Genomic DNA, 12,668 nt, shown 5'->3' on the forward strand with positions numbered 1-12,668 from the left:
CAGCACAACCGCGCGTCCCCTCATCAGGCCAGGCCCTGCGCCTCCGCCAGGGCCAGGCCGTCGAGGGCGCCGGCGAGCATCTCCGGCAGATGGCGCGGCTCGTCGGCCAGCTCGGCCAGCTCCGACAGCCGATGCGCCGCCGTCAGCAAGGCGATCCGCCGACGCTCCAGGCGCCGACCGCTGAAGCGCTCGTAGGCGGCGACGATGCGCTCGGTGAGGTCGGCATCGATGAACGCGGAATAGATGAATTCCTGGTGCAGCGGACCGATGCCCGCGTCGGCGAAGTCGTACACACCGTTCAGCCGCCCGGCCTCGCTATCGAATGCCATGTTCCAGCCATGGCCGTCGAAGAAGCCGAAGATCGAACCCAGCGGATCGGCAGGCAGCTTGGCATATTCCCGCACCAAGCGTTCCGCGCGTTCGCGCCAGGCCGCAGGCAGCAGCGGCAAGGCGCGCCTGCGCATCGCCGCAGGCGACTCCCAGGGACGCACCGGCAAGGCTCCAACCGCCCGCATGCGCGCCGGTGGCAGTCGATGCAGCTCGGCGTAGAAGCGCCCCAACGCATCGCCGACCGCCTGCCGTGCGGGTTCGTCCAGGCGCCGGTAGTCCTCGCCCAGGAGGTAACCGCCAGGCAGTTTCTCGTGGCGGGAAAACAGCGGCGGTCCCGCAAACACCTGCGGCGCCGGCACCGGCAGGCTCACCGCCGGACGCACCAGGCGTAGCACGGCGGCCTCGCGCAGCAGCGCCGCCTCGGCCTCCGCGCCGCGCGGAAACTTGAACACCCAGCGCCCTCCGACCTCCACCGCCGTGGAATGCCAGCCCGAGGCCAGGATGGCGAAAGTGGCGTCCGCCAGCTCCGGACAGGCCGCCACTATCGCCCGGCGATATTCCTCCAGGGCACGCGGTTCCTTCACCGACGACTCCGCGCGACCATCGCCACGATCGCCTCGTACAGTTCCCGCCGCGCCTCTTCCGGGGCGATCTCTTCGGTGGCGGCCGCGTGCGACAGCGCTTCGGCGGCGCCGATCATTGCGCGCAGAGCGGCGACGGTCAGCCGTCCGCCGCCGGCGAAGGGCTCCAGCACGGCGCGGCACTTGTCCATGAAGAGAACCTCGTAGTCGCGCTTGATCCGCTCCAGCTCCGGCGAGCTGGCGAGGGCCGCGACCACCCCGGGAATCTCCCGGCCTTGTTGCATCACGCAGTCGACATAGGCGCGGGCGATGACGTCGGCGCGCCCCTCCAGGGTCGCCTCGCTCGCTTCCAGGGCAGCCTCCATCAGCGCCGTCTGGCGCAGGTCGTAATCCTGGTAGAGCGCCGCCAGCAGGCCGGCGCGGGTGCCGAAGTGGTCATAGACCACCGGCTTGGTCACCCCGGCCTGCTCGGCCAGGCGTCCGAGGGTCAGCGCCTCGGTACCTTCTTCGCGGACCAGCCGCCAGGCCACCTCGAGCAACTGGCGCTGGCGCTCGTCGCGGGACAGGCGGCGGCGTGGCGACGGGTCGTCTGGGGAGTGCATTGACATAGATAACCTACTAAAAGTAACTTACTAAAGGTAACCTACAGAAGGTAGGTTTTACCCAGACTATCGACTTGCCCCCCTTCCCGCAATTCCCGGAGGAATTCGCCCATGCATGCCCTGATCGTCGTCGCTCATCATCATCCCCGCTCTCTCACCCACGCCCTCGCCGCGCGCATCGCCGAAGGCGTGGTCCGCGCCGGTCATTCCGCGGAAACCGCCGACCTGGCGGCGGAAGGCTTCGAGCCGCGCTTCGGCCTGGCCGACCACGCCGTGCATCGCGGCCAGGCGTCGCCTCCCGCCGACGTCCTCGCCGAGCAGGCGCGCATCGATCGCGCCGATACCCTGGTGCTGGTCTACCCGATCTACTGGTGGTCGATGCCGGCCCTGCTCAAGGGCTGGATCGATCGCGTGTTCTCCAATGGCTGGGCCTTCGACTACAGCATCGGCGGCGACCTGCGGAAAAAGCTGCAGCGCCTGCGCGTGGTGCTGGTCGGTGTCGGCGGCGCCGATGCCGGCACCTTCGAGCGGCACGGCTACGCCGGGGCGATGCGCACCCAGATCGACCATGGCATCTTCGATTACTGCGGCGCACGGGTGGTCCGTTCCGAACTGTTGCTGGAGTCGGAGAGCGCCGATCCGATCCGGCATCTGGACCAGGCCCTGCACATCGGCAGCCAGCTCTTCGCCGCACGCGGCGCGCAGGGGGCCGCCCAGGCGCAGCCGCTGGAGGCCTGACCCCAGGTCATTCGGCCAGGTGCATGGCGAAACCGGCCCGCTGCGGGGCAAGTTCGTCGCGCAGGGTCAGCGCCGGGATCAGGTAGTCGCCGCCGTTCTGCCGGCGGAAGGGGATCGGCGCAGCGCGCTGCAGGTCATCGAGGCGCCGGCCCAACTGCTCGCTCAGCGCGGCGAAACGCTCCGCGTCGATCCGGCCGCTGCGATAGACGACGAACGGCGGCAATACCTCGAAGCCGGGGTAATGCAGGATGCCGTGGTGGATGGGGAACAGCAGGTCGTCCATCGGTCCGTTGATACCGCGCGCGGCGTAGTGCGACTCCCAGCCGCCGGCGGTGACTACCAGCATCGCCCGCTTGCCCTGCATCCGGCCCTCGCCGTAGCGGTCGCCCCAGTGGCTGTCGGAATGTTCGCCGACCCCGTAGGCGAAGCCGCAGGCATAGACGCGATCGATCCAACCCTTGAGGATCGCCGGCATGCTGAACCACCAGAGCGGGAATTGCAGGATCAGCGTATCGGCCCAGCACAGCTTGTCCTGCTCACCGGCGATGTCGACGCTCTGCCAACCGTTCTCGAAGGCGCGCAGGGAAGTTGCGGAAGGATCGAAGCGTTCGCTGGCCTCGCGCTCGAGGCTGTCGCCGGCATCGAGCACGGCCTTCCAGCCCATCGCGTAGAGGTCCGAAACCTGCACCGCATGGCCGGCCGCCTCGAGGCGGGCGACCGCGAAGTCCTTGAGCGCACCGTTGAGGGAGCGCGGCTCGGGATGGGCATAGACGATGAGTACGTTCATGGCGGATCTCCGGCAAAAGGTGGGCGCAGGATCGGCCATCGCCGGATTATAGTTGAAATGAATATCCGAAATTCCAGGTATATTGATGATTAATCTCCGGCGACTGGACCTGAACCTGCTGGTGACCCTCGACGTGCTGCTCACCGAACACAATGTGACGCGCGCGGCGGAACGCCTGAATTTTTCCCAACCCTCGGTGAGCGTGCACCTGGCCAAGCTGCGGGCGATCTTCGACGATCCCTTGCTGCTTCCCGGCCCGCGCGGGATGCGCCCGACGGCGCGGGCGGAGGAGCTGCGCGAGCCGTTACGCCTGGCCCTGGAAGCCCTGGAGCAGGCGGTGGCGCCGGCCGCGCCGTTCGATCCGACGCAGTCACGGCATACCTGGCGCGTCGCCGCCACCGACTACGCCGAGTCGGCGATCCTCCTGCCGATCCTCGCCAGTCTTCGCCGCCAGGCGCCGGGCAGCCGCCTGGCGGTGCTGGAGCTGGCGCCGACGCGAATCGTCAGGCAGGCGGAACGCGGCGAGATCGACCTGGCCTTCCACACCCTCGAAGAAGCGCCGCCGGGACTGCGCTGTCGCCGGCTGTTCAGCGAGCGCTATGTGCTGGCCGGGCGCGCCGGGCATCCGGGGCTGCGTCGGCGACCGACGCTGAAGCAGTTCTGCCGCCTCGAGCAGGCGATCGTCTCGCCCGACGGCGGCGGCTTCCTAGGTCCCACCGACCAGGCGCTCGCCGAACTCGGCGCGGAACGCCGGGTGGCGTTGTCGGTGCCGCACTTCCTGTTCCTCCGCGCGGTGCTGGAAAGCACCGACCTGGTGGCGCTGCTGCCGTCGCGACTGGTACGCGAGCGCGACAGGTTGCGGGTGGTCGAGGCGCCCCTGGAGGTGCCCGGCTACGACCTGGCCATGCTCTGGCACGAGCGCTCGCACCGCGATCCGGCCCATCGCTGGCTGCGCGAACTCATCGCCGCCTCGGTGTAACGCGGCGATACGCTTCGGTCGTCGCCGCGGTTTGACGCACCGTCGCGCTTTGCCCAAGCTAGCGGGCTTCGATCCACCACCAGGAAGTCCTTGGCGTGAAGTTTCCGTTCCATCCCTGGCGCCGCCTGCTGCTCTGCGCGCTCCCTTTCGCCGCCCTGCTGACCGCATGCGACGACGGCAAGAAAGAGCCCCCGCCCAAACCCGCCGAAGTCACCACCTACAACAGCGTGCCCTGGGACGCCCTGCCGGCCACCAGCGACGCCGACCTGCTCGCCGGCTTCAATGCCTGGCGCTCGGCCTGCGCGCGGCTGGCCAAGGACCCGGTATGGGGCGAGCCCTGTGCGAGCGCCACGACGGTCGCCGCCGATCCGACGGCGGTGCGCGCGTTCCTCCAGGAGCGGATGCAGGTCTATAGCCTGCGTTCCTCCAGCAACGGCGACCAGGGCCTGATCACCGGCTACTACGAACCGGTCTACCACGGCAGCCTGAGCCAGGGCGAAAAAACCCCGGTGCCGGTCTACGGCGTACCGGACGACCTGGTGGTGGTCGCGCTGGAAAGCGTCTACCCGGAACTCAAGGGCAAGCGCCTGCGCGGACGCCTGGAAGGCCGGGTGCTGAAACCCTACGACGACGCCGCGACGATCCGCGACAACGGCTCCAGCGCGCCGGTGCTCGCCTGGCTGGGCGACCCGATGGACCTGCAGTTCCTGCAGATCCAGGGTTCCGGGCGCATCCAGCTGGAAGACGGCCGGCAACTGCGGATCGGCTACGGCGACCAGAATGGCCACCCGTACAAGCCGGTCGGCCGCTGGCTGGTCGAGCAGGGCCTGGTGCCGAAGGAAGAGATCAGCATGAAGCGCATCCGCGACTGGGCCGAGGCCAATCCGCAGCGGGTCTCCGAACTGCTGGCGAGCAATCCCAGCTTCGTGTTCTTCAGCCTGCGCCCGGACAGCGACGAAGGTCCGCGCGGCTCGCTGAACGTACCGCTGACCGACGGCTACAGCGTGGCCATCGACCGCAAGGTGATTCCGCTGGGCAGCCTGATGTGGCTGTCCACCACCCGCCCTGACGACGGCAGCGCGGTGGTCCGTCCGGTGGCGGCCCAGGATACCGGCGGGGCCATCGTCGGCGAGGTCCGCGCCGATCTGTTCTGGGGCACCGGCGACGCCGCCGGCGAACTCGCCGGACACATGAAGCAGCCGGGCCGGCTCTGGCTGCTATGGCCCAAGGGTGCGCCGCTGCCCGCCTCCTGAAAACCTCCGGCCGGTGCCTACGCACCCGGCCGGGACGGCTGGCCAACGCAACGCCAGCGAGCGCCCGACACCGCCGACCAGCATCGACGGCGCCGGGCGCGCTTGCGGCAGCAACCATTCAAACGATGAATGACGCCGCAGAATCTTCTGTGATGATCGCCGCGCCAGCCGGACCTCCGCGCCTCGCCGCAGCGGCCAGGCCCCCCGACACCACTTGTCCGTGCTACCCCCGGCAGGCGTAGCCGCGGCCGCCTGCCTCGGCAAAAAGCCATCAGCCGGCACGCTTCGACGCCCCTCATGGCGCCCTTTCGCCAACTACCAATTCTCATAGTTGTGAGGGGAAATTTGTATCTTATTTTAAATACCCACGAAACATATAAAAACACACACAGCGAAACACTTCGGAAACCCAACGCAAGGTGGAAGTGCAATGCGTGACCGTGAATCCATTCTCATCGCTTTTCTCTCTTTCCTGACGATAAGTCTGCATGGCAGCAGTTGACTGCCCTTGAGTCGACGGCACTCCGTATTTCCATAACGTTTTTTCCGGGCAAGGCGCCTCGACGCTTGCCGCTCGCGTGAGCGAGCCGGTGGGCGGCGGACGACTGGCAGTTCCCGGGAAGACTCGGCCGCCGTCCTTACGAAAAACCAAAAACCCTTCATTTAGCCGAAGAAGCCGGCAGATGGACTCATTTTTTCGAAAAAAGGCGATTGCCAGAATGTCCCAGAACTCCCTGCTCGACCTGTACGCGCACCCGACGGTGGTGGCCCGCTTCAGCGAAATGGCAGCGCTTCATCCCCATCGCGAAGCCATCAGGGACCGTTTCGGAAGTGTCGACTATCGGCAACTCCTGGATAGCGCCGAACAACTTTCAGACTATCTTCTCGAGCATTATCCGCAGCCGGGAGTTTGTCTTGGAGTGTACGGCGAATATTCTCGGGAAAGCATTACCTGTCTGCTCGCCATACTGTTATCCGGCCATCACTACTTATATATAGACCTGAAACAACCGGCGGCCTGGAATGCAGAGTTGTGCCGGCAGGTCGACTGCCGCCTGATCCTCGACTGCTCGACCACGCCGACGCCCGCCAACGGTCTTCCCTGCGTCCCGGTCAGGCACCTGCCTGCCGCTCCAGCCTCGGTCGCCCGGCCATGCTTCGCGGCGGACCAGATCGCCTACATCAACTTCTCCTCGGGCACCACCGGCCGCCCGAAAGCCATCGCCTGCACCCACGCCGGCATTACCCGCCTGTGCCTGGGCCAGTCGTTCCTCGCGTTCGCTCCGCAGATGCGCTTCCTGGTGAACTCGCCGCTGTCCTTCGATGCGGCGACCCTGGAGATCTGGGGTGCGCTGCTCAACGGCGGCTGCTGCGTGCTGAACGACCTCGGCCCCCTCGACCCGGGCGTGCTGCGCCAGTTGATCGGCGAGCGCGGAGCCGACAGCGCCTGGCTCACCGCCTCGCTGTTCAACACCCTGGTGGACCTCGACCCGGACTGTCTCGGCGGCCTTCGCCAGTTGCTCACCGGCGGCGACATCCTCTCGGTGCCGCACGTGCGCCGGGCGCTGCTGCGGCATCCGCGACTGCACCTGGTGAATGGCTACGGACCGACGGAGAACACCACCTTCACCTGCTGCCATGTCGTCACCGACGACGACCTCGAGGAAGACGACATCCCCATCGGCAAGGCCATCGCCGGCACCGCGGTGCTCCTGCTCGACGAGCACGGACAGGAGATCGCCGAGCCCGACCGGGCCGGGGAGATCGTCGCCTTCGGCGCCGGCCTGGCGCAGGGTTATCGGAACGATGCGGCGCGCACCCGCGCCAGCTTCGTCGAGTTGCCCTATCGCGGCCGCCTCCTGCGTGCCTACCGTACCGGCGACCGCGCTCGCTACGACGAGCAGGGCCGGCTGCGCTTCATCGGCCGCGGCGATGGCCAGGTCAAGCTGAACGGCTATCGCCTCGACCTCCCCGCCCTGGAACAGCGCTTGCGCCGCCAGCCGGGCATCCTCGACTGCGCCCTGCTGGTCCGCGAGCGCAACGGCGTCAAGCAACTGCTCTGCGCCTGGACGGGAAAAGCCGACGCCAGCCCGCAGGCCCTGCTCCGCCAACTGCCCACCTGGCAGCGCCCGCATGCCTGCGTCCGGGTCGAGGCCTTGCCCTTGACGGCGCACGGCAAGCTGGACCGCGCCGCCCTGCTGCGCCGCCTGGAAGAACCGCTGGAGCGCTGCGCCAGCGCGCTCGATCCCGACCAACGCGGCTGCGCGCAGCTGTGGAGCGAATTGCTGGGTTGCGAGGTCGGCGCCGCCGACCAGGATTTCTTCCTCTGCGGCGGCAACTCGTTGCTCGCCCTGCAACTGGTCGCCCTCTGTCAATCGGCGGGTGCGGGAGCAAACCTGGGACTCGCCGACTTGCAGGCAAACTCGCGCCTCGACCAGTTCAGCCGTCTCCTGCGCAGCCACGGCCTGGCGCCGGAGCGTCTGCTGGAACGGGCGGCGACGCCGGAGCAGCCGCTGGTGCTGTCGAGGAGCGCGGCATGAACGTCGGCCTCTCCGCGGAGGTGCGCTACCACTGGTTCCGCGAGCACCTGGTGGTGGTCGGCGATTGGCACCGCCTGTCCCCCTCCGAGCGCGACCGCCTGCGGCACCAACCGATGCCGGATGAGGCCGCGCAGTCCTTGCGCGTCGACCTGTCGCCCTGGTCCTGCGGGATGGTCTTCAGCGAGCTGCTCGGCGCCGACCTGACCCGCTTCGGCCTCTGCTACCTGGCTCCGGCCGAGGTGCCGGCATCCGACCTGACGCGCCTGGGACGGCGCCTGCGCGAAGAGTTCCCGTTGCTCGACAGCCAGGTGGACAGCGGCGCGGAAGGTTTCGAACTGGTCGTCCACGGGCAGCCCGAGGAGAGCCCGGCGCTGGAAGTCGGCCCCTTCGCCGACGAAAACGCGCTCATCGCAGCGCTGCTGCAACGCCCGCATTCCCTGTTCGAGCGCGGCCTGCTGCGACTGTTCCACGGGCGCTGCGGAGGACGTGCGCGCTGGGGCGTCTGGCTGCATCACCTGGTCGCCGACGCCGACTTCGCCAGCGTGCTGCTGGCCCGCCTGGCCGTGCTCAACGCCGACCCCACGACCGAAGCGGCGGCCCCCGAGTTCGGCTTCCTCCAGCAGCAATGGCGCCTGGAGCGCCAGCTGCGCGAGCGCAGGACCAGGCTGGAAGACTACTGGAGCGAGCGCGGCGAGGCGTTCCGTGAACTGGCGAGCCTGCCCTGGGCGGAGCTCGCCAGCCATTGCGAGGATTTCCGCTTGGCTGCCACGCCAGGAGGCGGCGAAGCCGCCCTGCTGACCCGGCTCGCCTGCGCCCTGGCTCTCGCCCTGGCCAGCCAGGGCGCCACCGGCAAGGTCCTGGCGCTGACCCCGGTCAGCCTGCGCAGTCGCCGAGGCACGGCGGTTTCCGGTTGCTGGCTGAACCTGGTGCCGCTGTTGCTGGACGCCGCGACCGCCGAGGACACCTTCGAACGACACAGGCTCGAGGCCTTCGAGCACAGCCTGCTGCCGGCGGAGGCCATCGCCGAACGGGCCGGGCTGCGCTATGCCGGCGCCCAGGTGATGATCAATGTCATCGACCAGCCATTCCGCAGCGCCGGGTTCATCCACCGGCCGACACTGAAGAGCCGCCTGCCGCTGACCCTGACCCTGGTCCGGCGCGACGACGGCGGCTGGGACGCCAGCCTGGCCAGCCGCTTCGGCCGCGAACGGACCCTGGCGCTGGCGGCGGCCATGGCCGAGGCGCTACGCCCATGCTGATCCTGCTGCCTGACTTCATCGGCCACCCGAGCTGCTTCCGCGGGCTGCTGGCACGCCTCGGCGCAACGGACTGCCGGCTGGTCGACTACCACCGGCTGGATGCCTACGCCAGCATCGAAGCCCTCGCCAGCCAGGTACTCGACGGCCTGGCGGAAGAACCGGACTGGCTGATCGGCTATTCCTTCGGCGGCCTGGTCGGCTACGAGATGGCCCGCCAGTTGCCGGCCAGCCGCCTGCTGATGATCGACAGCCACCTGCCCTGGCCGGCCCTGCGGCGAATGCCGCCGAGCGAGCAATACCAGCGCTGGCTGAGCGCCGAGATGCGCGAATGGATCGCCCTGATGAGCGAGCTTGGCGAACTGCGCGAAGAGGTCCTGCTGCGCAATGTCGAGCTGTTCGGCCGCTGGCAGCCCCGCCATCGCCTCGCCCGCGCCAGCTGGGTGCGCTGCCGGGACGACGCCGGCCGCGACCCGGCCGCCGAACGCTGGTGCGACCTGATCGAGCGGCTCGACACCTTCCCCTGCGAGCGTCCGCACCACCTGGCCCTGCAGGACCCGGCGGTGATCGATTTCATCGTCCACACCGTCAGCAAGGAGTCCGTCCAATGAAACACTATCGGCAGGTGGTATCCCCGCAATTGCGCCAACAGGCGCTGGACTGGATCCTCGCCGCGGCGCAGCGGCCGGACCCGGCGCTGGAACCGGAATTCGACATCGCCGACGACGAGCGCCGCGAGGCGAAGAAGGTGCGCAACCTGCACCGCCACGACCCGCTCTTCTGGGACGACTGGTTCGCCCGCTCCGGGCTCGACGCGCTGGTCCGCGACCATCTGCGCAAGCCGCGCCTGCTGCGCCACGCGGCGTTCATCAAGCGCCACGCCGACGAGTCCTACATCCCGCTGCACCAGGACATCGCGCTATGGGAGAAGCGCTACGAAAGCGCGCAGACCTTCTGGGTCGCCCTGACCCCGTCGCGGAACGACAACGGTGGGATGTTCTATTACCCCGACGACCGCACGATCTTCCCCCACGAGTTCGACCTCGCCTACCCGATGTTCAAGTGCATCGACCTCCAGGCCAACGGCATTTCCCGCGAGCAACTGGTGGATGCCGAGCTGGACGCCGGCGACGTCCTGGTCTGGCCCGCCCGCACCGCACATGGCAGCCACAACAACCGCAGCGGCCAGCTGCGCATCGGCATGCCGATCGTCTTCGTCGACGACGACGAATTCCACCAACTGAATCGAGAGGACAGCATGAAAACCTGGATCGCTTCCAACCTGAAAAGCGTGTTCCCGGACGAGGCAATCACCGAGGACAACCTCGACCACTATCTTCCGCAGCTGTGCGACTACTCGCTGAAGATGGTCACCTTCCTCGCCCGTTTCTCCCGCCAGTTCGGCCATGCGCCGAAGATCCACGACTTCATCAGGGAGCCGCGGCTGGCGACGCTGTCGGCCTCGGACGCGGGAGCGAGACGATGATCCGGGTCATCGACTGCACCCTGCGCGAGGGGTGCCAGGCCCGCCAGTGCAGCTTCGACAGCGCGCAGTCGGTCCAGCTGGCGAGGGAAATCGCGGCGCTGGGGGTGGATATGATCGAGTGCGGCCACCCGCGGATTTCCGCGGACGAACGCGAGCGGGTACGCGCCGTGGTGGCGGCGGTTTCCACGCCGGTGCTGGCCCACGCCCGGGCGCGCCGGGAGGATATCGACGCGGTGCTGGAAACCGGTGCGCAGTGGGTCGGGCTGTTCGCCTCGATCAACGCGATCTCGCTGGAAACCAAGTTCAAGGGCATGAGCCGCGAGGAGGTGCTCGAACTGTTCCACGACGCGATCCGCTACGCCCGCGAACGCGGCCTGCGGGTCCGGGCCACGGTGGAAGACGCCGCGCGCACCTCGGTCAGCGACCTGGTCAGCATGATCGCCACCGCGCGCGACGCCGGCGCCGATCGCATCTGCTTCGCCGACAGCGTCGGCATCCTGCTGCCGGACGAGACCTTCGACGTGCTCTCGCTGCTGCGCCACGAGTTCCCCGACGTGGTCTTCGAGTACCACGTGCACAACGACCGCGGCCTGGCCCTGGGCAATACCCTGGCGGCGATCCAGGCCGGGGTCCAGTGGCACTCGGCGAGCTGCAACGGGATCGGCGAACGCGCCGGGATCACCGACACCTTCCAGTTGCTGACCCTGCTGCACACCAAGTTCGCCGCCGACCGCTTCAACCTGAAGAACGTCCTCGCGGTCTCCGAGCTGGTCGAGGCGCACAGCCGGATCAAGCGTTCACCGATGCACCCGGTGGTCGGCGAGAACGCCTTCGTCCATGTCGCCCGCCTGCACCAGTTGGCCATGCAGGAAAACCAGGACGCCTACAGCGCCTTCGATCCGGAACTGATCAACGGCCGCGTCTCGCTGCAACGCTACACGCCGATGCACCGCCAATCCCTGTTCCTCACGCCTTTCGAGAAATCCGCCAGCGAACTGAAGTACCACCGCCACGGCCCCGGCAAGCGCTTCGTCATGCTCGACCGGCGCCTGCTCGACGGCTCGCCGTTCTACTTCATCGCCCGCCAGTTCCACGACGTCGGCGACGGCGGGCCGGGCCACGTCGACAGCCACGTGCACAACTGCGACTCGGTGTTCCTGTTCCTCGGCAGCGACGAGGACTACCGCGGCCTGGAGGTGGAAGTCCTGCTCGGCGGCCAACTGCGCCGTTTGCAGAGCCCGGCCAGCGTGTTCATCCCCGCCGGCGTCGAGCACAGCTACCGCTACCTCGGCGGCAGCGGCACCTACATCAATTTCGTCCACAAGGGCGATTACCACGAGAGCCTACTGGAGATTACCCAATGAAGCAGTTCGACAAGCACGCAGACGCCTACAACGTGGTCCGCGGCAAGATCGCCTATCCGGATTCGCTCTACCGCAACCTCGCCGAACGCGCCCCGGCACGCGAAGCGGCGCTGGACATCGGCTGCGGCAACGGCGTCTCGACCGTCCGCCTGCAACCCTGGTTCCGCTACGTGGAAGGCAGCGACCTGGGCGAGGCGCTGATCGCCAAGGCCCGCGAGAACTACCCGGAGATCCGCTTCAGCGTGTCGCCGGCGGAAACCTTCGCGCCGCAACGCCGCTTCGACCTGGTCACCAGCGCCACCTCCTTCTACTGGATGGACCGCAAGCAGGTGCTGACGCGCATGGCCGACTGGCTGACCCCCGGCGGGCTGTTCTGCGCCTACAAGTACGACTTCCCGATCGCCTACGGGCCGCTGCGCGACTTCATCGAGCACGAACTGGTGAACAAGTGGGCCAAACACCGTGATCCGCGCCTGACCCGCTATGACGACACCCTGGAGATCATGGGCAGTTGCCCGCACCTGCGCGACTGCCGCCGCGAAGTGTTCGCCAACATCATCTTCCTCAGCCCGGAGGAGGTCGCGCTGTTCTTCCTCTCCACCAGCTACGTGACCCGCTACATCGAGCAGGAAGGCGGCGAAGACTACGCCGACCGCTTCATCGCCGCGGTGCGCGAGATCGAGAGCGCGCCGCAGGTGGCGGTGAACTTCGACATCCACGCCTTCACCGCGCTGAATCGCTGAGGAGCCGGC

General features: G+C 68.0%; 12 protein-coding genes. 9 read left to right on the plus strand and 3 right to left on the minus strand.

Features of this window, described 5'->3' with window-relative positions; all coding sequences use genetic code 11:
- Nucleotides 1–23: 23 nt before the first annotated feature.
- Together AC1RB9_RS19465 and AC1RB9_RS19470 are read right to left on the minus strand one after the other, a co-directional pair.
- Nucleotides 24–872 (minus strand): aminoglycoside phosphotransferase family protein, encoded by an 849-nt coding sequence (locus AC1RB9_RS19465; protein ID WP_003120541.1) that lies wholly within the window; start codon nt 870–872, stop codon nt 24–26.
- A 38-nt stretch (nt 873–910) separates the two neighbouring features.
- Nucleotides 911–1,519: a TetR/AcrR family transcriptional regulator gene (locus AC1RB9_RS19470; RefSeq protein WP_003133652.1), complete on the minus strand. Its 609-nt coding sequence runs from the start codon at nt 1,517–1,519 to the stop codon at nt 911–913.
- A gap of 105 nt (nt 1,520–1,624) precedes the next feature.
- Between AC1RB9_RS19470 and AC1RB9_RS19475 the strand changes: the two genes are divergently transcribed.
- Nucleotides 1,625–2,251, plus strand: a complete 627-nt coding sequence (locus tag AC1RB9_RS19475; RefSeq protein WP_003082512.1) for an NAD(P)H-dependent oxidoreductase — start codon at nt 1,625–1,627, stop codon at nt 2,249–2,251.
- A gap of 7 nt (nt 2,252–2,258) precedes the next feature.
- On the opposite strand, the gene AC1RB9_RS19480 is transcribed toward AC1RB9_RS19475, so the two are convergent.
- The gene (locus tag AC1RB9_RS19480; RefSeq protein WP_003159815.1) at nt 2,259–3,038 is read right to left on the minus strand and encodes an NAD(P)H-dependent oxidoreductase; all 780 of its coding nucleotides are present in this window, start codon (nt 3,036–3,038) and stop codon (nt 2,259–2,261) included.
- An 85-nt stretch (nt 3,039–3,123) separates the two neighbouring features.
- Between AC1RB9_RS19480 and AC1RB9_RS19485 the strand changes: the two genes are divergently transcribed.
- The 8 genes from AC1RB9_RS19485 (at nt 3,124) to AC1RB9_RS19520 (ending at nt 12,659) form a co-directional block, all read left to right on the plus strand.
- The gene (locus AC1RB9_RS19485; RefSeq protein ID WP_003116363.1) at nt 3,124–4,017 is read left to right on the plus strand and encodes a LysR family transcriptional regulator; all 894 of its coding nucleotides are present in this window, start codon (nt 3,124–3,126) and stop codon (nt 4,015–4,017) included.
- Nucleotides 4,018–4,112: 95 nt separating this feature from the next.
- On the plus strand, nt 4,113–5,270 hold the full coding sequence (gene mltA, locus AC1RB9_RS19490; RefSeq protein WP_003082509.1) for a murein transglycosylase A: 1,158 nt from the start codon (nt 4,113–4,115) through the stop codon (nt 5,268–5,270).
- A 719-nt stretch (nt 5,271–5,989) separates the two neighbouring features.
- Nucleotides 5,990–7,810 (plus strand): non-ribosomal peptide synthetase, encoded by a 1,821-nt coding sequence (locus tag AC1RB9_RS19495; RefSeq protein WP_071535885.1) that lies wholly within the window; start codon nt 5,990–5,992, stop codon nt 7,808–7,810.
- Nucleotides 7,807–9,069 carry a hypothetical protein gene (locus AC1RB9_RS19500; protein ID WP_003449163.1) on the plus strand — a complete coding sequence of 421 codons (1,263 nt, stop codon included), beginning with the start codon at nt 7,807–7,809 and terminating at the stop codon, nt 9,067–9,069. Before AC1RB9_RS19495 ends, AC1RB9_RS19500 begins: the two co-directional genes overlap by 4 nt.
- Nucleotides 9,063–9,677, plus strand: a complete 615-nt coding sequence (locus AC1RB9_RS19505) for an alpha/beta fold hydrolase (RefSeq protein ID WP_003109228.1) — start codon at nt 9,063–9,065, stop codon at nt 9,675–9,677. The genes AC1RB9_RS19500 and AC1RB9_RS19505 overlap by 7 nt, the downstream gene beginning before the upstream one ends.
- Nucleotides 9,674–10,552 carry a phytanoyl-CoA dioxygenase family protein gene (locus AC1RB9_RS19510; protein ID WP_003116358.1) on the plus strand — a complete coding sequence of 293 codons (879 nt, stop codon included), beginning with the start codon at nt 9,674–9,676 and terminating at the stop codon, nt 10,550–10,552. Before AC1RB9_RS19505 ends, AC1RB9_RS19510 begins: the two co-directional genes overlap by 4 nt.
- Nucleotides 10,549–11,916, plus strand: a complete 1,368-nt coding sequence (locus AC1RB9_RS19515; protein WP_003082506.1) for a 2-isopropylmalate synthase — start codon at nt 10,549–10,551, stop codon at nt 11,914–11,916. The genes AC1RB9_RS19510 and AC1RB9_RS19515 overlap by 4 nt, the downstream gene beginning before the upstream one ends.
- Nucleotides 11,913–12,659: a class I SAM-dependent methyltransferase gene (locus AC1RB9_RS19520; RefSeq protein ID WP_003112447.1), complete on the plus strand. Its 747-nt coding sequence runs from the start codon at nt 11,913–11,915 to the stop codon at nt 12,657–12,659. Before AC1RB9_RS19515 ends, AC1RB9_RS19520 begins: the two co-directional genes overlap by 4 nt.
- Nucleotides 12,660–12,668: the final 9 nt, after the last annotated feature.

The sequence above is a fragment of the Pseudomonas sp. 20-5 genome (assembly GCF_056782835.1).